The 19798-nt window shown below is 61.8% G+C and carries 20 protein-coding genes and 1 pseudogene; 14 read left to right on the top strand and 7 right to left on the bottom strand.

The features are described from left to right. Positions 1-6 precede the first annotated feature (6 nt). The 4 genes from AC3FKH_RS21320 (at position 7) to AC3FKH_RS21335 (ending at position 2912) form a co-directional block, all read left to right on the top strand. Positions 7-768 carry a hypothetical protein gene (locus tag AC3FKH_RS21320; protein WP_488677811.1) on the top strand — a complete coding sequence of 254 codons (762 nt, stop codon included), beginning with the start codon at positions 7-9 and terminating at the stop codon, positions 766-768. A 19-nt stretch (positions 769-787) separates the two neighbouring features. Continuing rightward, positions 788-1276 (top strand): single-stranded DNA-binding protein, encoded by a 489-nt coding sequence (locus AC3FKH_RS21325; protein WP_488677812.1) that lies wholly within the window; start codon positions 788-790, stop codon positions 1274-1276. A 263-nt stretch (positions 1277-1539) separates the two neighbouring features. Next, complete coding sequence (locus tag AC3FKH_RS21330; protein ID WP_488677813.1) at positions 1540-2583, top strand: primase-helicase zinc-binding domain-containing protein; 1044 nt, start codon at positions 1540-1542, stop codon at positions 2581-2583. Positions 2584-2693: 110 nt separating this feature from the next. After that, the gene (locus tag AC3FKH_RS21335; protein ID WP_483714568.1) at positions 2694-2912 is read left to right on the top strand and encodes a hypothetical protein; all 219 of its coding nucleotides are present in this window, start codon (positions 2694-2696) and stop codon (positions 2910-2912) included. 691 nt (positions 2913-3603) lie between these two features. Here AC3FKH_RS21335 and AC3FKH_RS21340 read toward each other — a convergent pair. Continuing rightward, the gene (locus AC3FKH_RS21340; RefSeq protein ID WP_488677816.1) at positions 3604-4626 is read right to left on the bottom strand and encodes a PRTRC system protein D; all 1023 of its coding nucleotides are present in this window, start codon (positions 4624-4626) and stop codon (positions 3604-3606) included. A 1133-nt stretch (positions 4627-5759) separates the two neighbouring features. On the opposite strand from AC3FKH_RS21340, the gene AC3FKH_RS21345 reads away from it, so the two are divergent. Continuing rightward, positions 5760-6941: an integrase domain-containing protein gene (locus tag AC3FKH_RS21345; RefSeq protein WP_488677818.1), complete on the top strand. Its 1182-nt coding sequence runs from the start codon at positions 5760-5762 to the stop codon at positions 6939-6941. After that, the gene (locus AC3FKH_RS21350) at positions 6928-7791 is read left to right on the top strand and encodes a hypothetical protein (protein WP_488677820.1); all 864 of its coding nucleotides are present in this window, start codon (positions 6928-6930) and stop codon (positions 7789-7791) included. Before AC3FKH_RS21345 ends, AC3FKH_RS21350 begins: the two co-directional genes overlap by 14 nt. Before the next feature lie 53 nt (positions 7792-7844). Here AC3FKH_RS21350 and AC3FKH_RS21355 read toward each other — a convergent pair whose 3' ends face one another. The 6 genes and pseudogenes from AC3FKH_RS21355 to AC3FKH_RS21380 all read right to left on the bottom strand — a co-directional run bounded on the left by AC3FKH_RS21355 (position 7845) and on the right by AC3FKH_RS21380 (position 12284). Continuing rightward, complete coding sequence (locus tag AC3FKH_RS21355) at positions 7845-8000, bottom strand: hypothetical protein (RefSeq protein ID WP_488677822.1); 156 nt, start codon at positions 7998-8000, stop codon at positions 7845-7847. Positions 8001-8013: 13 nt separating this feature from the next. Continuing rightward, positions 8014-8964: a DNA/RNA non-specific endonuclease gene (locus AC3FKH_RS21360; protein ID WP_488677823.1), complete on the bottom strand. Its 951-nt coding sequence runs from the start codon at positions 8962-8964 to the stop codon at positions 8014-8016. A 51-nt stretch (positions 8965-9015) separates the two neighbouring features. Further along, positions 9016-9624: a hypothetical protein gene (locus AC3FKH_RS21365; RefSeq protein WP_488677824.1), complete on the bottom strand. Its 609-nt coding sequence runs from the start codon at positions 9622-9624 to the stop codon at positions 9016-9018. Positions 9625-10174: 550 nt separating this feature from the next. Next, positions 10175-11194: pseudogene (locus AC3FKH_RS21370) on the bottom strand (phage Gp37/Gp68 family protein). Next, complete coding sequence (locus AC3FKH_RS21375) at positions 11191-11352, bottom strand: hypothetical protein (protein ID WP_488677826.1); 162 nt, start codon at positions 11350-11352, stop codon at positions 11191-11193. The pseudogene AC3FKH_RS21370 and the gene AC3FKH_RS21375 overlap by 4 nt, the downstream one beginning before the upstream one ends. 302 nt (positions 11353-11654) lie before the next feature. Further along, positions 11655-12284 (bottom strand): hypothetical protein, encoded by a 630-nt coding sequence (locus AC3FKH_RS21380; protein ID WP_488677827.1) that lies wholly within the window; start codon positions 12282-12284, stop codon positions 11655-11657. Between the two features lie 149 nt (positions 12285-12433). Between AC3FKH_RS21380 and AC3FKH_RS21385 the strand changes: the two genes are divergently transcribed. The 8 genes from AC3FKH_RS21385 to AC3FKH_RS21420 all read left to right on the top strand — a co-directional run bounded on the left by AC3FKH_RS21385 (position 12434) and on the right by AC3FKH_RS21420 (position 19361). Then, on the top strand, positions 12434-12913 hold the full coding sequence (locus tag AC3FKH_RS21385; RefSeq protein WP_488677828.1) for a hypothetical protein: 480 nt from the start codon (positions 12434-12436) through the stop codon (positions 12911-12913). 156 nt (positions 12914-13069) lie between these two features. Then, on the top strand, positions 13070-13270 hold the full coding sequence (locus AC3FKH_RS21390) for a hypothetical protein (protein ID WP_488677830.1): 201 nt from the start codon (positions 13070-13072) through the stop codon (positions 13268-13270). Between the two features lie 84 nt (positions 13271-13354). After that, entirely contained in the window at positions 13355-13774 is a 420-nt protein-coding gene (locus AC3FKH_RS21395; protein WP_488677831.1) for a hypothetical protein, read from the top strand. 135 nt (positions 13775-13909) lie between these two features. Then, positions 13910-14395, top strand: a complete 486-nt coding sequence (locus tag AC3FKH_RS21400) for a hypothetical protein (RefSeq protein ID WP_488677833.1) — start codon at positions 13910-13912, stop codon at positions 14393-14395. A 74-nt stretch (positions 14396-14469) separates the two neighbouring features. After that, positions 14470-15255, top strand: a complete 786-nt coding sequence (locus tag AC3FKH_RS21405; protein WP_488677835.1) for a hypothetical protein — start codon at positions 14470-14472, stop codon at positions 15253-15255. After that, positions 15255-15905 (top strand): hypothetical protein, encoded by a 651-nt coding sequence (locus AC3FKH_RS21410; RefSeq protein WP_488677837.1) that lies wholly within the window; start codon positions 15255-15257, stop codon positions 15903-15905. The genes AC3FKH_RS21405 and AC3FKH_RS21410 overlap by 1 nt, the downstream gene beginning before the upstream one ends. 106 nt (positions 15906-16011) lie before the next feature. Beyond that, positions 16012-19122, top strand: a complete 3111-nt coding sequence (locus tag AC3FKH_RS21415) for an SNF2-related protein (RefSeq protein WP_488677839.1) — start codon at positions 16012-16014, stop codon at positions 19120-19122. Further along, positions 19119-19361 (top strand): hypothetical protein, encoded by a 243-nt coding sequence (locus tag AC3FKH_RS21420; protein WP_488677840.1) that lies wholly within the window; start codon positions 19119-19121, stop codon positions 19359-19361. Before AC3FKH_RS21415 ends, AC3FKH_RS21420 begins: the two co-directional genes overlap by 4 nt. Positions 19362-19798 lie beyond the last annotated feature (437 nt).

Below are 19798 nucleotides of genomic sequence, written 5' to 3' on the forward strand. Positions count from 1 at the left end.
GTTGTCATGGCATTTCTTCAGAGACTGCTTGGCGCACTCCAGGATGCTCTCCAGCCGAGCACAGTCACACAAGAGCCCGTCCATTCGCCAATCGTTGGCACGGGGTCGAGCAACGAAGCCCACATCGAGATCAGCGGCGTCCCGAATCTCTTTCGCGACGAAGGCGGGCGCATCGTTCACTTCGTGGCAGCCTTCGAGCCCCGACCGACAGCGACCCGCTTTGGTCAGAAGCTCTTGCCAGACCCGGTCCCGTACTGGTGCATGGCTGGAGAATATCCGGGTGCAAAATTGGCTGATGTCATCGCTGGAGCGATTCGCGCAAATGCGACCCCGGCAGCGAGCATTGCGGCGACTAGCAACAACGGCGCAAGCATCCTATCGCGTAAGCCCTCCAGTGATGTCCTAGATGCCGTACCTGCGACGGTCAGCGCTCCCGCGCGCCGCGCGTCGAGCGGATCTGCGCATCGCGGCAAAATCACGTTCTGGGGCGAAGCCGAGTTCCCTGATCGCAAGCGCATCGGCCGGACCTACCAATCGTTTGCCCTGAAGCTAGAGACAGCGACAGGCTCCGAGACGCTGCAGGGCGAGGGCCTCAAAGACGCTATCTCCGAATCCGGGTGCCAACTTGGCGACTGGGTGGAAGTGCGGCGGCTGGAAAAGGTTAAGGTCCAGGCGTTCCACCAGAGGTCTGGAAAGCCAAAGCTGGACGATAACGGTCAACCCGTCCTGTGGGATAAGTGGCTGTGGTCGATCACGCGTTCACATTAATTTGAAAGGAAATCTCCATATGGCATCAGTCAACAAAGTCATCCTCGTCGGCAACCTGGGCGCGGACCCTGAAGTCCGCTACATGCCGAGTGGTGATGCTGTCGCCAACCTTCGCCTTGCTACCGCCGATCGCTACAAGGACAAGCAATCCGGCGAGATGAAGGAAGCCACCGAATGGCACCGTATCTCGATGTTCGGAAAGCTTGCCGAGATCGCGGGCCAGTACCTGAAGAAGGGGTCCTCGGTGTATATCGAGGGCAGGATTCGTACTCGAAAATGGCAGGACCAGTCCGGCCAGGACAAGTACAGCACCGAGATTGTTGCCGACCAGATGCAGATGCTGGGCGGTCGACAGGGCGGCGCAAATGATGGCGATGGCTACGGCCAGCAACCTTCCCGCCAGCAGCAGGCCCAGCAAGGTGGCCAACAGGGGCGGGGTACGTCGGCGCGTCAGCAATCGGCGCCGTCGAATGGCTTTGAGGACATGGATGATGACATCCCGTTCTAGCCAAGGTAGGTCGCTAACCTGATCCGCAATTCGCTGATCATCTCAGGCATCCTCCCATTTCCCCCCGTTGCAATTTCCTAGTTGCCGTCGGCTTTCGCCGGCGGCACTAGGCAACCATCTCCTTCCGCCCGATTCCGGGCAGTTCCCCCAACGTTCTCGCGATTGTTGAAAAGACCCCCTGGCTCGGCCGGGGTGTCCTTTGAGCAAGCGTTTCCCCGCCTGTCTCAGGCATCGACCAACCATCATTCCGAACAGGAGTGCAAATGAACTTGAACTGGAGTCCGGCCCAGTGGTTGTCCGTACTGCTCAAGTACGGCATCCCTGAGTCGTCCCTATCCGGGCGCCCCTCGGCGTGCCCGGTTTGTGGTGGCAAGGATCGCTTCACTTATGACAACAAACGTGGCCGCGGTGACTGGGTCTGCCGGCATTGCAACGACGGCAGTCCGATGGCCGGCGATGGGCTCCAGCTCATCTGCCGGTTCACAGGCTTGTCGTTTGCTGCGTTGGCTAGCGAGATCGAGGGTGGCAAGCCGGTGTGCCTGGCGCCCCGGGCCTTGCGCCTTGCCCAGCCAAAGCCCGCAATGTCGGACGAGGCCAAGGCAAAGCGCATCGAGCGGGTCTGGTCCCGTGCCTCGGCGCTGGCGCCGGGCGACGCTGCCATGCGATATCTCGCCGCTCGAGTACCAGGGCTAGTTGCCCCGCGTCCTACCGCGTTGCGGCTTGCCGCGATGGACTATCGCCATGAGGGTGTCGTCTACGGACGCTACCCGACGATCGTCGCGCAGTTCACGCTACCAGACGGTCGGATGGCGACGGTGCACAGGACCGCACTGGATCCGGCCAAGCCGGCGAAGGCTTTGATTGTGACGGCTGACGGAGAAGTTCTGCCGGCCAAGCGCAATGATGTGACGGCGCATCCGCTGGCTGGCGGCGCAGTGCGGCTCATGCCTCCGCGCGATGGCGTACTGGGTGTGGCCGAAGGGCTGGAAAATGCCTACGCCGCCTACATGCTCTTTGGCGTGCCGACGTGGCCCTGCCTCAACCGGGTGCTGCTCAGCCGCTTTGTGGTGCCCGAAGGATTGGGCATCCACACGTTGCATATCTTCGCCGACTTCGATGAGGTTGATCCGAAGACGGGCAAATCGCCCGGAATGGCGGATGCGCTGGCCCTGGCCAAGCGGGTTCGCGGTGAAGGTCTTACCGTTCACGTACACCGACCCATGGTGCGTAGCACGGATTTTTGTGACCAATGGCTGACCGCCAGCCGGTTGCAGGACATTGCCGGCAAGCAGGCTGTCTGCGCGTAGCCGGTCGTTGCAAGCGCCGCACTTCGGGGCGGCATCCTCTTCTCTATCTGCCCTGCGGGTTCTGCCCGCACGGGAGAACCCTTTCGGCAGCTCACTTCTTGGAGCTTTCCATGTCGTTCAAAGGGTTCAACGTGATCGTCGGTCGTCTGCAAATCCGCGCCATGCGTCAAGTGCCATCGGGGACAGTCCCGGCGCGCCAGTCCGAAGCCGACACTTACCATGTCTACCGTCGCAATGACGACGGATCCTCACAGCTTCAGCATACCGAAGCCGACTTCGATTCTGCCTTTACGTACTGCGCAGGCCGGCAACGGCCGACGCGCCACTAGGCGACCATCCATGAACAAAAAAGCCCGGCAATTCGCCGGGCTTTTTTGCTTTCTGCGGCTCACTTCGTGCGAACCGCCCACCACAGTCGAAGGGCGCATTCCCACAGCGCGAAGCCGATGCCGAACGTCAACAGAAACTTGAAAAAGCGGATGATTTCATATTCGACCGACATGGTGGTTTGCCTTTGTTGTTCGTTGGTATGGATTCTACTTTAGCGGCTATCTCGCAAAGTCAAGTCGGGTCCAGATGGGCTCAGTACCGCGCCATTGCGTCGTTAAGGGCGGCGAGATCAATGCCCGCCAAGAGGTCTGGGGTGCCAGGATCGGTAGCCTCCTGCACGTTTGTAATCACGTTGGGAGGGGAAGGCGGAGTCGTTACCGGACCCCGCGCCTGCGCCTGGGGCTGTGCAGGGTCCTGTGCCGGCATGGCTGGCTCAGGCAAAACCTGCTCGTAAAGTGGTCGGTGCGGGGCGACCTGAGGCGCAGGTTCAGGACTGGTTTGCACTGGCGTGCCCGCCATCGGGGGCCAAAGGAGATTAGAACCACCTGGACTCCCCGACTGGAGGCCGCGCAAAGCCAGCATTCGCAACATGAAGGATCGCTCACGTGCACCCGAGAAGTGCCGCAAATAGGCAAGCAACTCGGGCTCGGACAGCGTCACGGTTATCTGCAACTTGTCCATGGTGTTGTCTTATGCGGTGCGGGTTGCTTGCCTTGCGGCGCCGATCGTATAGAAGCCGCGCACGTTTGCAAAGCAGGGCACATCGATCATGTGGATGACGTTCTGGGGGAAGGCCGCGCGAATGGCCGGTGCATACAGTTGCGCGCCACCGCCCGTCAGAATGATCGACCTAAGGTCATCGGGGCGGCCAACCCGTGTCTGGATTTCCTTGACCGATTGCTGGGTGATCGCCATCGCTTCCTTCAGGTACGGACCCACATCGAGATCTTTCCCGAAGTACACGAGGGGCTTGGACTCGCGGATGGCCTTGTCGATCCGCTCGATACCTTCGATCGGCTGGACTTGATCGGCGGTGATCAGGCTCGCTACCTGTTGGTACACATGTGCCGCACCGCCAAGAACGCCGCCGCTGCGGGTGTCGTCGACGGTGTACCCGTGAGCGACAACCCAGTCGGTGGTGAAGTAGCCGATGTCGATCACGAGGTACGCATTCTCCGGGTCGTACTTCTTGCCGCTCTGCTGAATGTAGCTGATGAGGGTCCCGAGCGGTTGGGGCAGCGGCAGTACGCTGCCAATGTGAATTTCCCCCCAACCGAAGTTGTGGCTGCCGGAAAAGCGGTCCTTCAGATGCTCGGCGTACTTCTGCGTGTTGTGGACCGGTAAGCCGAGAACCAGCCGATCCACCTCACGCGCACCTGCGTAATGCAGGGCGCCGCCGAGCAGCGCCGCATAGTTTGGCGTTGCCGCAAAGTCCTCCGACAACGCCCGCCCTGTGTGCACATGGGCGCCGCTGATCGAAACGTCCGGGCCGACCTCATAACGTGCGCCGTCCACTTCGACGGTAACAACATTGCGGGACTTGAACAGGCCGCCACCAAAATTGTTCAGGGCGGTGTTCGCCGCCAGCGGGGCCAGCGACGGAAACATGTTCATAGTGATGTCGGAACCAAGAGCCCAGGCGGACTTGGTGTTGCCGTAGCCGACGTCGATGGCGATGGTCGAGTGTTTGATATGTTCAATGTGTTGTTTCATGGCTTCCTCTCAGATAGTTTGGGCTTCTCGGTTCGTGAGCCAGGGGCGGAATTGGAAGGCCCAAGTCGGTCGAAGTGCCACTTGATGCCTTCATGTGGCACTTTGAAGGCCGCTTCATCTTGGTTCACGTGGCACGATGTGGCACTTGGTGGGACGTGGGCCTTCGATGTGCCACCAAGGCCTACTTGGTGGCACATCGTCATGACCCACTTTACCGTTGGAAATGCGATGTCAAGGGATCGAAAGCTCGGGAATATGAGATACGTTTCGAGGCAAGCCGGGGTTGCACGTCGACGCGTGGCTCGCTATCCTTGACACACTTCTCGCGTCCCCGACGCATCGACCTCGCCGCCAGTTTGGCGGCCATCCCAAGCACTGACACTGCCCAAAATGGGTCGTCAGTCGCGTCTATGTACGAGCCGGATATTGATCCGGTTTTTTTTCAATTAAATCAAGTGGACAGTGTCGGATAGTGAGGACACCGGACACCGCGATACCAAGCCGATTTGCGGTCTGTTTGTGAAAGTGGACCGTAGTGTGGACGATTCCGTAGCCGGACACCGGACAGTGTTCGAAGAGTCGCCAAACGAATGAGATACGTCCCTACAGCCTGAGGCTGGGCACGGATCACGAAGCCCGACACACCGCGGCGGAGATGATCTGGCTTCGGGGCGGGGAGCTGGTTGCGAGCCACGACTGTGGCTGACGCAGGCTTCTGAGAGCATGACGATCCGGGGGGCGCTACCGGTACCAGAACGGCGCATCAGGAATCACCCACCACGGCGGAGGCCGCGAACGCAAGGACGACAATCCTGGCGAGCGAGGGCCGGCATCGAAACGATGCACCGGGTGGATGGCCGCGCAGCGGCACACGAGGCAAAGGCCTGTGTGTTCGCGTAGCGGACAGTCACGACGCATTGCTTCCATGCTCAGGGCTGATCGGTTGGCATCGCTAAAGGACAGGAAGAAGTGGACTCCGGCATGGTGGCCGGTTAGCTGGATGTGGTAGTCCGGCGCGCCACGTGGTTAGTGTCGTTCGGGGCGGCAGTAACACCTGGCTTGGAAGCTCGCCCGTTGGGCGGGGCGGAAGCGTTCGCCTTGGCGAATTTGGCCGCCGATTGGAAGTAACGACGATGAGCAAGGGCATCAATCTCCGCGCGGTACTGGCCGCGTACAACCTCCCCGAAAACTTCAAGGCGGCTTTTGCAGTGTTGGCGTTAGAGCACCTGCACTTGCCGCAAAGCGGAACGCGTGTCAGTGGCCGGTCGCTGTCCCAGCTAACGCAGCGGCAACGGGCACAGGCGCTACTGAAAATGTTCGTGGATCTGCGCAAGGGTGGCTTCGCGCTGACGACGCCGTACAACCTCAGGCAAAAGCATGTCCAGTGGCTGGTGCAATCCTGGGTGGAGGGACAGAAGCTGGATGTTGGGTCGGTGGAACTGCGACTGACGCACTTGCGCGCGCTCGCCGCGTGGATGGGCAAGACAGCCATGATCGGGAAAATCGAGGACTACGTTGAGCGTCCGGCTGACTACAAGCGAAGCTACATCGCGCGAAAGGATCGATCCTGGGAAGGCAACGGGATCGATGCGCTGGCGAAGATCGAGGAGATTGCCGGGACGGACCGTCATGTCGCGATGCAATTGAAGTTGGAAGCTGGATTCGGCCTGAGGGCGAAGGAGAGCTGGTGTTTGCGACCGGTCCATGACGTGTTGCCGTCCGGACATTTGCACACGGTCGATGGAACGAAAGGTGGTCGGCCAAGGAAGGTCCCGATCGAGTTCATCTGGCAATACGACCTGTTAATCGAGGTTGCCGAATTGGCGGGACAGACGAACCCAACTCATGACACGCTGATTCCGCGGCACTACACCCTGAACCAATGGCGGCGGCATTTCTACGCTGTTCTGGAAAAACACGGTGTCACCAAGGACGGGTGTGGCGTGACAGCGCATGGCCTGCGGCATCAGTACTTTCACCAAATGTACGAGCGGATGGCTGGGCAGGCTGCGGCCATCAAGGGCGGCGGGAGGGTGATTGACCGCGAACGGCACGAGGAAGCGATGCGCAAGATTGTCGCGGCGGCTGGGCACAGCAGGCAGACGAAGGCAAACGCATATCTGTCGACCTACTCGGTTCAGGCTGCAGAGTCCCGCCCGGCGGTCACGCCGGAGATGGCTGCTCAGGCGGTGAGAGACGCCGACGGCGTGAAAGCCAAGGCGGCTATCGCGCTTGGAATCACGCGGCAAGCACTGTACCGAATTTTGGCAAAGCTTCAGACCACCCAAACGGGAGTAATCAATGAAGGACATTAAGCAGCACGAAGATCGCGTGTACGGAACGGACGAGGTGTGCGGCATTCTGGCGAGTGGCATTGGTCCGGACGAGTTGGAGAGCTGGCCCCTGGTGAGCCTGCCTGAGTATGTCATTGCTGTTGCGCGTGCGAGCGCTGCCGACCCGGGGCAGGCCGAGCTGGGCGAATTGGAAGAAGTGCAAAGGGCCCGACGAGGGTTGCGGACCGAGTGGGGAATTCTTGTGGTCGACTTGCGGCGAAGGGAGACAGATGGACACGTGCTGAGCGTTGAGGCGTTTCTGGCGGCAGATCCCTATCTAGAAGTACCGGATTTGCGACGGAAGGGAGGCGAGGCTGCGGGGGACTACCTCAGCGACCTGATGAACTGCGCCATCCAATTGGGGCCTGGAGGGGAGTTGGTGGAGGAATTGTCCGGGATGGGACTGGAGTGGGAAGACAACTGCCAGACCGGGCAAGTCTTCTTCTTTATCGGTTTTAGCGAACCAGGGCAGGAGCTGGATTTTGCTGAACTTGGCGTGTCGCTGGCATCCTGGCTCGGGGAGTCTGACTTCGACCAGATTGTGAATGATGTTGGAACGCCGGCAGCGTTACGGACAGAGACTGAAAGGAGCCTGCTTGCGATGACAAGGGATCGAGTGTCGCCGTGTTTTGCTGTGAACAGCGAGCATGGCGGCAGCCGTTTCGCGGCTCCGTGCATATTTCGGACCGGCATTGAAGGTGGCCGGTCGCCGGACTTCCGCGCGTTCAACCGGTTGAATGCGCCAGCACAGAGGCAAGCGCAGGAAAGGGTGCAATGCCCGGCTGCACGTTACATTGGCATTGCTGGACTGGATGTCACCACGTATCAATAGGGTGGTCGAAGCTGGACGGCGCGGTCAACCGGTTGAACGCGCTCGCCGAGTGATCAGCGCAGGAAGTTCGGAAGCCAGGGATCGTTATCGAAATGCCCGGTCGCGCCCCACCAGCAGATGAAGAGGACGGCGGCGACAACGCCCACGACTTGGAAGCGGGCCCGTGGGTCGGTGCGCAGGGTGTGGATGATCTGTTTGATGCGTTCCATTTTTGCTTTCTGGTTACTGAGGATTGAACACGGCGTGCACGAACGATATCGCGGAGGACTGTCGGAAGGCATAGTGATGCGGCTGGGCCTCGCGCGATGCTGACCGTTCGACGGCGGTGGCCGTGAGTGTGGCGAGACTGACCCTTCGACCCGTCTTTTCACCCGGATGGGGCGTCGGCGCAAGCAGTGTCATTGGCGTATCCCGATAGGCCTTATCAAGGCGAGGAAAAGGATCAACGCCAGCGAAGCCAGCCAGTTCGGCGATGCTCACGACCGCATACGAGGGCGTCGCGTCATTACGGGCCACGTAGGCGGCGGCCCCGACACCGGGCACATAGACCGCCTTCCACAGATAGGTCGGGATCGAGATCCGGCCATTGAGCCGCGCCGCCTGCTGGGCATCGAATGCCGGGCCGGTCACCACGAAGGCCTGACCGTACTCCCGCACCATGCGACGGGTCGACGTTTCGATGTGGCTCCACAGTCGGCGATTGCTGGTCGATGCCTGCGGTACGACGTTCGCAAGACTGAAGCTCTCGGCTTGCGATGCCTGGTCCGGGAAATCACCTGACGGTGCAAGGTGGCCACGATCCAGCCCGGTGCCGCGACCATAGTCCGACAGGCGAGCCCGGTCTGCGGCGGGAATCTCGGCCTCCTCGTAGAACTCACTGTCTCGGGGAACAGAGCGGGCGGCCAGTACGGCTTGGGCAGTCAGGTTCTCGGCCGACCAAAGAGCGGTGCGGGTGGTTGCGGACGTCTGCAAGGCATAGCCGCGGTAACAAATGAAATGCGTGCGGCTGGCATAGGTCGACGCCGTTAGACTCGGCTGGCCGTTGGTCCCGAAGACCTGTGGGCAGGTCGTGGTCGGGCCTTTGGCGTAGGCGGCGCTGCCAACGGTGTTGGTGACAGCCGCACTGATGGCGGTTGCAGCGATGGCCGCGGCAAGGAACAGAGGTTTGCGCATCGTTAGGAGCTGGAATGGCGATACCCCTATCTTGCCAAGCCGAGCGGGAAGTCAAGGGGCCGACTTCTTCCCCGAAGACAAAGAAATCGGCGGGCCGCTTTCGGGAGCGCAATCGAGGGCGCGTGCGAGAAATTCTTCCAGAATGATCGTGCCGCCAACCAGCTCTTCTGAGACCGTTGCCGGCAAGGCGTCGATAGGCTCGATGTGAACCCAGGGGCGACCGTCGATCTGGACGAGCTTCGCGCGGCGCATCAGTTTGCGATAGCGGTCGGCGTCCCGGAGCAGCGTTTCGGCGGGCACCAGGTCCTGGAGGAATGGCTCAGGCTGCAACAGCTTCTCCGCCAAGGCGGCAAACAGCGGCCCGCGCTCTTCCCAATTGTCTTCGTTGCGAGCGATAAGTGCGAGCACTGTGCCGAGGTCGGAACTGGATAGCTCCCTACGGACGATCCCTGACAGCTCGTGTTGCGCGGTCGGCCGCAGGTTCACGCGCGTATTCCAGATACCCCGGAGCACGGCGTGAGCTTGGTCATACCCGTCGTCGATGGATTGGGGTGGGGTGGACATGCCGCAGCCGGTGCAGACCATGACCGCCTCGAAGCGGTTGGCAATGAATCGAGGCTGGCTGTCGCAGTGGGCGCAGTTGAGAAGGTCGTCGGCCATTGTCGGGCGGATTGGCGGGAGTCAGGCGCGCATTATGCCAACTTCCGAAAGCCGACTGCCCATTCGAGGCTAGGTGGTGGGCGGCCGAAGGCCAAGATACCGCTCGCTGATGGCGAGCAGTTCAGTAATCGCTTGTTGCATGGATTGTTCCGGGATTGCTTGATTCTGTTGTGCTCCTGGTGTCGTTATCGGCAAGGGTGGGCTCAGGCTCAAGCCGGGCCGGGTACAAGCCATCGATGGCGCCGGCAGCGCGGGTAAGTGCGTTGAGGTGATTCTGCAGGTGGGCGGTGTCGTCGCCTACCAGTTGCTGGAATCCCGGAGCCGCCTCGTGCATCGCCTCGGCCGCGACGCGGGCGGTGTCGCCGATCTTCCAGAATTCAGCAAGCCACGAGCCATCCGCGGGCCTGGGTGCAGTCCAAGGGCAATGGCGCCACGGACGGCGAGTACCGTTGAGGGGCAGGGGAAATCGGGATCGAGCTGGTCAAGTTGCATGAAAAGAAGAGTTTCCAATACGTTCAAGTTAGTGGTCGTGTCGATGCCGCGGCGACGTTCAAGCTGCGCCACCGTCGACCTTGCCAGTCGTTGATGGGAACACGTCATGCTCCACACCGTCTAGGAGGCGGCCAGCGGCCTTCTTGCCAACTCGCCGCATAACGCACGGAATGTCGGCGTCCTGGTCCGTGGCCTGCGTTGACGAAATCGCGCCGCTGGCTTCTCCTGGCGCCCACTCCCCCCACTGCTTGAACAAGAACGGCACGCCTGCGGCCGCGCACTGATCGCGCAGGCTTCTGGCCCAGTCTGGATGCATTGGACGTGCGCTGGCACCGCTCTCACCGCCAACGATCACCCAGCCAATCGCGAAGTCCGCCCGCACGAACCCGTTGCAGTTCTCGCGTGTCGTTGCCACGCGTCCGTAGTTCGGACAACGTGTGAAACCGTGGCCTTTGCCACAGGCGGCACAGAGGCCTGGGTGGTCACCGGCCATCAGGTGCTGACGGATAGTCACGGGGCCCAGTAAAGGTTCCAGGCTGAGGAAGCGCACTGCGGCCGGCGTGGCCAGCAGCTTCGGTATGTCGCGGTCGGCTTCAGTCTGGTTGCAAATGGTGGCGCCCAGCCAGACATTCGGCCAAGGCACGCATGCTCAGCGCGTCAGGCCGTGCGAGAGTTCGGCGAGCGCCGAGTCCAGCATGGCATGCGCATTTCCGATACGCTTGGTCAGGAGAAGCCAATCCAACTGGGGCGTATCGGCGATCAGTTGCAGTAGGTCGAGGCGCCAGCCGGGATCAACGGCTTTATCGAACACGTCTGCCAGGCTGGCGCAAAACACGCGCTGCCGGCGTCCGTGCTGGGCAAAGAATTCTGCATGCGCCTTGTTCCACTGCAGCGGCTTTCGCCAGTTCGCAACTGATGTCCGGCGGCTCTCTGCACCAGGGCCCCATTGAACCTGATGCAGGCGCGTATCCATCATGGCCTCGGCGTAACAGTGATCGCAGCCAGGCGACACCTTTGTGCATCCAGACCATGGATTGAACGTGTGGTCGGTCCACTCAATCTTGCTGTTCTGGCTCAAGGGGCTTCCTTTTTGGCAGCGCCGCCGTCGATGGGGGCTTCATGTTCAGCGGCATCGATCGCAGCAATAGCGTCCGCCGCGCCCGTGTAGGCTCGTTCGCGTGCCTTCTCGTCGGCATACGCTCGGCCTGCTGCGTATGCAACGGGCATGTCGATCATGGCTTGCAGGGTCGGCCCTCGCTTGGGCCAATGCTGCCTGATGGAAACTCCGGGCGTCCTTCAAACTGGCAACCTCTGAGCGCAAGATCGCGCAGATTTGCATGGCTTCGACTGACCTTTGCATCTGTTCGCGCAGCAAGCCCCGGCCGTATTCGGCACTCGCGGCGTCAGCCGCCAGCGACTGCAGCACGTCCCGCGGCACATAGTCCAGCGCGCCGTCGCCGAAATAGAAGCGACTGCCATACGGCTGCTCCTGCCAGAAACTGTCGTGGCTGGCCCAGCGAAGCAGGCAATCGTGTTGCTTAAGGATGCCGCCGGCGGTGATTTCGAGGTCGTCGGGGCGTGCTGGCGTATCCGACGATGCGGGCGAGGCGCCGTCGGGGCTCTGATGGTTCGTGGGTAATCCGCGCCAAGTGGGCCACCTGGGTTGGCCCGACTACCTCCACATACTTCTCTTGGATGGTAGACGTGGAAAGCGGTAACCAGGCGCGCCGCGTCGCCGATTGCCAAGCCCGATACGCTGCCGCACGCGCGGCCCGCGCCGCCGCGATGCCGGTACAGGAAGCGCTGCCAGTCTGAGCATGAGGCCGACGATGGCCGGGAGACGCTGCCGGCCGACGAGAAGCGCCTGCCCGAACATCCTCGGGCTGCGCGAAGTAGATGCGGCGAGCGTCGCGCCAGCACTTTGCATTGAAGGCGCGCATGCTTTGCTCAAATACATCCCCGCGCGCGGTACGGCGCGCCAACTCCGCGTCCAAGGAATGCTGCTCGGCGGCGACGTGATCGGAAAACAGCGGGTAGCGGTCACGCTCGCGGGCCTGCTTGCGCGCAAAGGCTGCTTGCCGGCGGGCGTTGAAATCGATCGGATTGTGGCGTTCGTAGCGGGTGAAGCGCATGGTAGGGATCGGATGATGACGTAATGAATCCAGCATATCGGCCTTCCCGCAAAGTCAAGGCAGCCTCTGGACCCATCGCCGCAAGCACCATTTTGCGTGCGAAGAGGGGCGAATCGTCCGGCGAAAGGCGTATGATTTCGCACGTCTTTCGCCGGATAGCCGGCATATTTCGACAAAAAACTCCCATGAAGGAAATCGACCTCGGTAACCGGCCGCGCGACGAGCGGACCCAGATCGCCTCGGGCGAGCCGCTCTACCGCGAAGTGGCCACCATTGATGCGTTGACCTTCCGGCGTCTGCTGGATCGGGTCTTCTGGCACCCGCCCGCCGAAGTGCTGCGCTTCGAGGTGCGCGCCATCCCGTCGGAGCAAGGCAGTGAGTACACGGTTACAGCGATTCTGGGCGACCAGGGCGAGGTTTGGTTCGACGCCGATGCCGTTCCCGCTCGTTGGGATGCCATAGCCACGTTCGAGTTGTCGTGGGCACTGTCGCAACTGCACGCTGCACAGCACGGGTTGGATCTACGGGGCTTTGAGAAGCCCGGGGGCAGGCCGGGGAATGAGCGCATGCCCGACTACTCGTCGGTCCAGGACCCCGCCGAGGTCGCGCGTCATCGCTGCAATGTCGTGAACCGCCTGCGCAAGGCGGGAATCGCGTTGAAGTAGGGCAGGGGGCTTTATCGCGGGCTGGCTTTGCGCTATCCTGCGGGCTACTTCCGCGTCTCAGACGCATCGACCCGCCGATCCGTCGGCACATGTTTTTTTCACCCATTGGGGCTTTGTCCCGATGGGGCATGGCTCCGTCTTCCGTCTGGAGCCATCATGCCTGTCGTTCACGCTCGTGAAACTGCCATCGCCATCGCTGCGTTGGTTGTCATTCTGTTCGTTGCACTTTTCTTCACTGTCACCACGGTGAATCTCTCCCTGCTCGCCATGCAGCTTGTCTCATGCGTGACTATCGGCCTTGCCGTAGCCTCCGCATGGGTACTCACCAAGTTCGCACAGCTGTCTGATTTGGCCTGAAGGCCGCCATACCTTTACTTCACCCGCGCGGGAAAGCCTCCCGCACGGGAAGGGCTATTTCGCGCACTCTCTTGGGAGTACGCCATGCAAGCCGATTGGACTGCTGTCAATGTTGTGCGCGATATCCTCGGTGACGAGAATCTCGCTTTTGAGGTAGCTGCTTGCAGCCTCGATCAAACGCTCGTCAAGGCCGGAGACTTCCCGTGCTTCGGCAACGGGCAGCCTCAGCCTTGGCAGTATGCGTTGTACGCCGAACCGAAGGTATTCCCTCCGGAAATTGAACTGCCTGATCTTGGTGGAACGGATGCGATCAGCATTGCGGCCGCTGCTCACGAAGCGCACCATGCCCTTCTGTGGCAGCGCCATCGCGACGACACCTTCAGGGACGAAGGCCTCACGAACGAGCTCGCTGCAGCATGGTTGGGCCGGAATCTCACCGGCTTCAAGCTGCACGCTGCGAGCGAGTCGATTCTGCTCAGCAACATTAGTTACGGTCTGAACTGACCGCCATTCCCGCACGAAACTTTGGTTCGTGCGGCTTCCATTTTGCCCGGCCGGGAAGCATCCCGGTGGGGCGCTTCCCGGTCATTGGGGCCTTGTTCCCAATGGGGCATGGCTCCGCCTTTCAAAGGAAATGCCATGCGTTACCAAAAGACCATTAGCACCGAAGTTGGTCCTGTGCCTTGTGACGAGTCCTGTGCCCAGGTCGGGCAGGCGGATTACGAAGCCCAATCGCGTTTGGAGTGCGCTGTCTATATCCGGCAGCTCCAGCGTATCTTCGGCAACCCGGACCCTGCCATCCTGTCGTTCGTCCGCCAAGGCTTTCCGCATGACTTCGGCAGCTATCACGAAGTCGTCGCCGTGATGACGGCCGCCGGCGCCGAGGTGTTCGACGAGTCGATGCTACCGATGACCTGGGACCACATCGCGCGCGCGGAACTTACCTGGCTGCGGATGCAGGCTCAGTGGCGTGAGATGGTTGCGGCAGGGGCCGCTGAATTGATGGACGTGCCGCAATTGTTTCGTAGCAACGAGATTCCAGACTTCCCGGACCATCCGGTCGCGGGCTGGTGGGCTATGGGCTTTGCGCCCATGCCTAGCGGGCCGTCGCTCTGCCTCCATTAACGTCCATCTGGACCCAATCTGACCCCCGCGGGAGACTCCCGTGCGGGTGGTCTCCCAGTTCCAGGAGAGACCATATGTACAACGAAATCATCGAGCGCTTCATTGCCGCTCAGAAGGCTGCGCGCGCGGCGTACCTGTCCGTTGCCGCATTCGAACGCGAGGTACTGGGCGACGTCCCTGAGCACTATCGGACGGTCGAGCTGCGTACCGAGTACAAGACGCGGGACGAAATCCGCAAAATGTGCAGGACCCTCGCCGGAAACGTCGTAAATCGCGCCCGGCGCGATTTCGCCCCGCCCGGCAGCCGCCTCGACATCAAGGATCACGACGAGCACGAGATCGCTGGGTTGGATATCGAAGACGCCTTGAACAAGGGGCGCATTCCCGATATCGACCGTTTGTGGTCGTCCCTGCAAGCCAGGTATCAAGGGGATGGCGGGCGAGAAATGGCATACCGGCAGGCTGCCGGCCGCATCGTCAGGACATTCGGTTTGAACCGCAAGTCCGAAGTGAAGCGCACGGCGTCAGCGATCATCCTTCGCAAGACGGTACATTCGGAAGCCGTTATCAGATCCAGCAGCCGACGGGTCGGTCACTACAGCACGCAATTTACCGCGGACTGTCTCTCCGGTCTGGCGACCTTCGCAGGCAAGGCTGGCTTCCCCCAAATCCAGGCGCATCTCAGCCGCGTGAACCTCTATGACCTGACGTATGACTACAGGGAGAAATGGAGCATGCCGGGCCTGGACGTGGTGTTCTTCAAGGATGCGTGGGAGTTCAAGTTCTCGCACGAGGTCGGCAACGAGCTGATGCTGTTTGTCGGTGAGTTTGGCCAGGAAGCCCTGAGGGAGCGTGAGTGATGTACAACGCGCTGATTCAGAAGTTCCTCCGGGCCTCCCCGTCGAACGGGCCTGCCGAGACGAAGAAGTTTTGCCGACGGCTTGTGGCAAACATGATCGAGCGCGCCAGCATTCAGTTTGGTGTGCCGGACATGCCGCTGGCGATTGACGAGACGCGCATCGCTGTCGCGGGCTATCCGAACATCTGGGAAGCGATCGGGGCGGGCATCACCCCGGACCTTGATCGCTTCTGGGATCTCCTGAGCGAGATCTACGAGCCAACGGGCGTCGCCATGGCCTACCGACAAGCGGCAGCAACGCTGGTCGAAACGCTGCATCTGACCCATCCCTCATCGATCCGTCGTACGGCGAGAACGGCGCGCATGCGTCTCGCTGCCGAGTCCGAACCGGCTGCCACCGATGGTCGGCCATTCCGGCGCTTGACGCCGGTGTCGCTGGAGCCTGTCGGCGCAGTGGTTGCCTCGTTGGTGATCGCCGCGAGGCAGGCGGGCGCATGGCCTTTAGCCGGCTGCCTCCGGCAGTTCGACTATGGCGAGCCGTTCCTGGCGCAACGGCGCAGGACCTTCCCGGAGCTCGATGTCGTTCATACAACGAGTACTGGGAGTTGCGCTTTGACGTTGCACTCGCTGACCGGCTCATGCAGTTTGTGAGCCAGCATGCAGGCATTCCAGCCTGTCGTCTTTCCTCATAGCCACTTGCGGCTGCCCTTCAACTGCCCCGTCATCGACGGGGCTTTTTTATTATTGGAACCCCATCATGATCCATTGGTACGAGCCCTTGCGGGCCATTGCCAGTCTCGGTTCGCAGGCCGAGAAGATTGCCCACATGGGCGAATTGCACGCGGCGCGCCAGCGCCATCTTTCCCAGTTCTTCACCCCCGATGCGATCGCTCGTCTGATGTGGGGCGTGGTATCCGGCTGGTTGCCCGAGCGCAAGGTATCCATTCTCGACAACTCGGTCGGGTCTGGCCGCCTGCTGCAGTTCGCGGACCCGGCCAAGTACAGCCTCCACGGTGTGGATGTGCATGCCCCAACGATCGAAGCGGTCCAGCAGGCGGTGGAAGCCGCCGGCTTTGATGGCAGCTTTCGGCTCGCTGGAATGGAGGAAATCCACCCGAAGCGCTTCGATATTGCCCTCATCAACCCGCCGTTCTCGATCCACCTCGAGTCGCCACACCTGAAGCCCTATGAGTGCACGACGTGGGGCCGCTTCGGCGCCAACACGAGCGCCCTGAGTCATGAATATGCGCTGTCACAGGCGCTCGACGCGGCGCAGATCGTGGTCGCGCTGCTGCCGACGACCTTTGTCGACAAGTTCGCCGACCTGATAATCGCCCACGGCGAGCCGTTTAGTGATGCCGCGAGGCGCGTGGTCGGCGTATTTGACCTGCCCACGAGCGCGTTCCGGGAGGAAGGGGCAGAGGTGCGCACCTCCATTGCGGTGTTCGCGCGCTTCCGGATGCGTGCCAGTGATTTCGTGCGGCAATCCGTGTCGGATCTGAACCAACCGCTGCCCGCGCTGGCGCTGCAGGCCGACGATCGTCTCTATGGCGAGCCGCGACTGGCCCACCAGTTGCTCGACGACGAAGGGCCCGCCATCACGCGCCCGGTCACCTCGCAGAAACGGGTACGCATCGCGCATGACGGACGGCGCATCGTGTTCGGCTTCGAGTGTGGATTCACCGAGGCGATGGTGCTCAACCGGGTCCTGGAGAGTCGGATTGTGTCGCTGGAGGGCCAACGCCTGCCGCGTGGCTTTCGCTATGCGGGTACGGGACGGCTGGACCTCGAAGCCTACCTGGCGCAGGACGATCCAATCGGTGCGCTCGACCGGCTCGTCAAACTGGTGAAGGCTGCGGGCGGCGAGCCGGAATTTGCGCCGGGCTTCCTCGAGCACTTCCGTCGACGGCTGCGCCGCAGCGCGCGTCAGGCGTTGCCGCTGCGCCATGCCGTATGGACGACGGGCGCAGGTCAGGCCGACACAATGGTAGGGGCAGCGACAAAGTCTCATGTCGTGGATCCCACCTCGTGGGGCAGCCCGGTCATCAAGGCGAGCCAGGAAGTGCGCTTCGACCGGCTGCCCGATGGCATGTACGCCTACGAGTGCGCGGGCAAGCGCTATTCGATGTCCCTGGACGAACTCATGACGCGCTTCACCGTTGAGAAATCGGCCCAGGCATGGGAGGTTGTTCACGAGGGCCTGCAGCGCCGGTACCCTGACCAAGCAAAGCAGCTGCGTAAGCGGCTGCGTGCGATGGGGATCGACAAGTGGCTGGACTGGGAATTCCAACAGGAGGACCTGGTCGAGCTGCTGCTGAAGCCCAACGGAGCGGTGGCAGCGTGGGAGCAGGGGTGCGGCAAGTCGCGACTGGCCGCGGGGTTGATCCTGCTGTCCGGGGTACGGCATGGACTGATCGTGGTCGAGGCCCGGCTGGTGCCGGAGATGCGCGCCGAACTGGCGCAGATCCTGCCGCCAGGCGACGTCCACGTCATTCAGTCGCCGGAAGATCTCGGTACGCTCGGCCGAATCAACCTGATCGCCTATGAGCGCTTGCGCATGCCGGTATGCCGTGAGGCGTCTCGGCGCGTCACGTATGCCCACCGGTTGCGCCGTCGCATCGGCTTGCTGGTGGCGGACGAGGGCGAGCGGCTGTCGAACCCGGCCAGTGACCAGAGCCGTGCACTGTGGCAGCTGTCGGCCAGGCGTCGCTACATCCTGACGGGCAGCCCCATTGCCAACTACCCGCGCGACATCTTTGGGTTGATCGCCTTCACGGGCGGCGATGGCACGGCGGCCCAGCCCTATGGCTACCGGCGCGGTTACTTGGAAGCCAACTGGCTGGCATCCGTGCAGCACGCCGAACGCGGCATCGACCGCTTCCGCAATGACTTCGTGGTGCTGGAGTGGGTGACGTGGGAGTTCGCGGAGAGCCTGCAGGACGGGGCGAAGCGCGAAGTGCCAAAGATCGGCAACCTGCCGCGGTACCGGCAAATGTTGGCGCCGCATGTGAAGCGCCGACTGGTGTGCGAACCGGACGCGGCTCGATACATCCAGATTGACCCACCGGCAGTCGAGGTGGTCGAGACGGAATGGGATCCTGCGCACCTGTCGCTCTACCTGCGTACGGCAGATGAGTTTGCCGAGTGGTACCGGGACATGCGCAAGGTCGAGGGAAAATCCAACAACCTCATTGCAATCCTGGCACGCATCCGGGCCGTGCACTTCGCCGCCAACTACCCGCAGCATGGGGTCGATGGCGTCGGAGGACTGGGGCAGCTCACCAGCAAGCAACGTGCGGTGATCGAGCGAATGGAAGCGATTGCGGCCGAAGGCAAGCAGGCGATTCTGTTCGCGGAGAATCCAGGCGTGATCAATCTCATCGCCCGGGAGCTGAAGGCGAAGGGCGTCGACACCGTGCCATTCCATGGTGGGATTCCGATTGCGAAGCGCGTGGCCGACAAGGACAAGCGATTCGTGGGCGGTAACGCCACCGGGCTCCTGTGCACGAAAGCGTCCGGCCGGGCGGGCTACAACCTGCCCAATGCCGACTATGTGCTCTTCTACGACCGTTCGTGGACGTGGCGCATCGAGTACCAGGCGATGCGGCGCGCGCTGCGGTGGAACCGGAAGGGCCAGTTGAAGGTGGTGTACTTCCATTTGTCCGGAAGCATCGACGTCTACCAGGACCAGATGGTTGCGCACAAACGAGACGCCATGGAGGCGGGCTTGGACTTGGCGACCCCGGAACTGGATGACGAGGCATTCCTGCACATGGATACGCTCTTGGACGGCTTCGTAGACGATCTTGCGGTGCTGCACGGCCGCAAGACCTGGGATCAACGCAAACTTTTGAAGGAGGCCGCATGAAGGCTCAAGACTGCAACATCGCCGTTGGCGAAGGCGTGGTGACCGTGAAGCGCCGCGGCACCCGTGGGACCACCGTTGCTTCCATCCTTGGCACCGTTGAAGCGGACGGCGTCGAGGTGCTCTGCCTGGACCGACTGGTTCATGGCATCCATGAATCGGAGCTGGACGGCTGGCAAGTCGCCGGCGCCGTCACCACGCTTCTGTCGCGGCCGATTGGCCCACGCCAGCCGATGGGCTGATGGCCACGCTGGCGGATCGCAGTACGCGTTCCGCCAGTGGGTCATCGGCGCAAGGACCGCGCTGGACGCGGGCCTATTCGGCGAAAGAGGTAGCAAATTGGTGAGCTTTCGCCGGACGGATTCGACCCAGTACACGTTATGATGGACTTCAGTGGCGCTCCCGCTACTGACCCGACCCCGTAAGACTCGCCCTCCCGTGTGGAGGGCTTTTTTTGTCTATTGCATTCGCGCGCGCCCGGCGGAAACTGGCGCGGTCAGCACAATTGCGCTATTCTTGCGGCTACTTCCGCGTCTCTGACGCATCGACCTCGCACCACCCGGTGCACAGCTTTTTGCCATAACTTGGCTTCCCGCATTGCCGGGCCGCCTTGCCTTCCTTCTTATCCCATCGGGAACCTGTTCCCGGTGCGGCGACGGGTTCCCATTTCCGTTCTGGA

This window comes from Cupriavidus sp. 21MJTG02-4 (assembly GCF_057798975.1).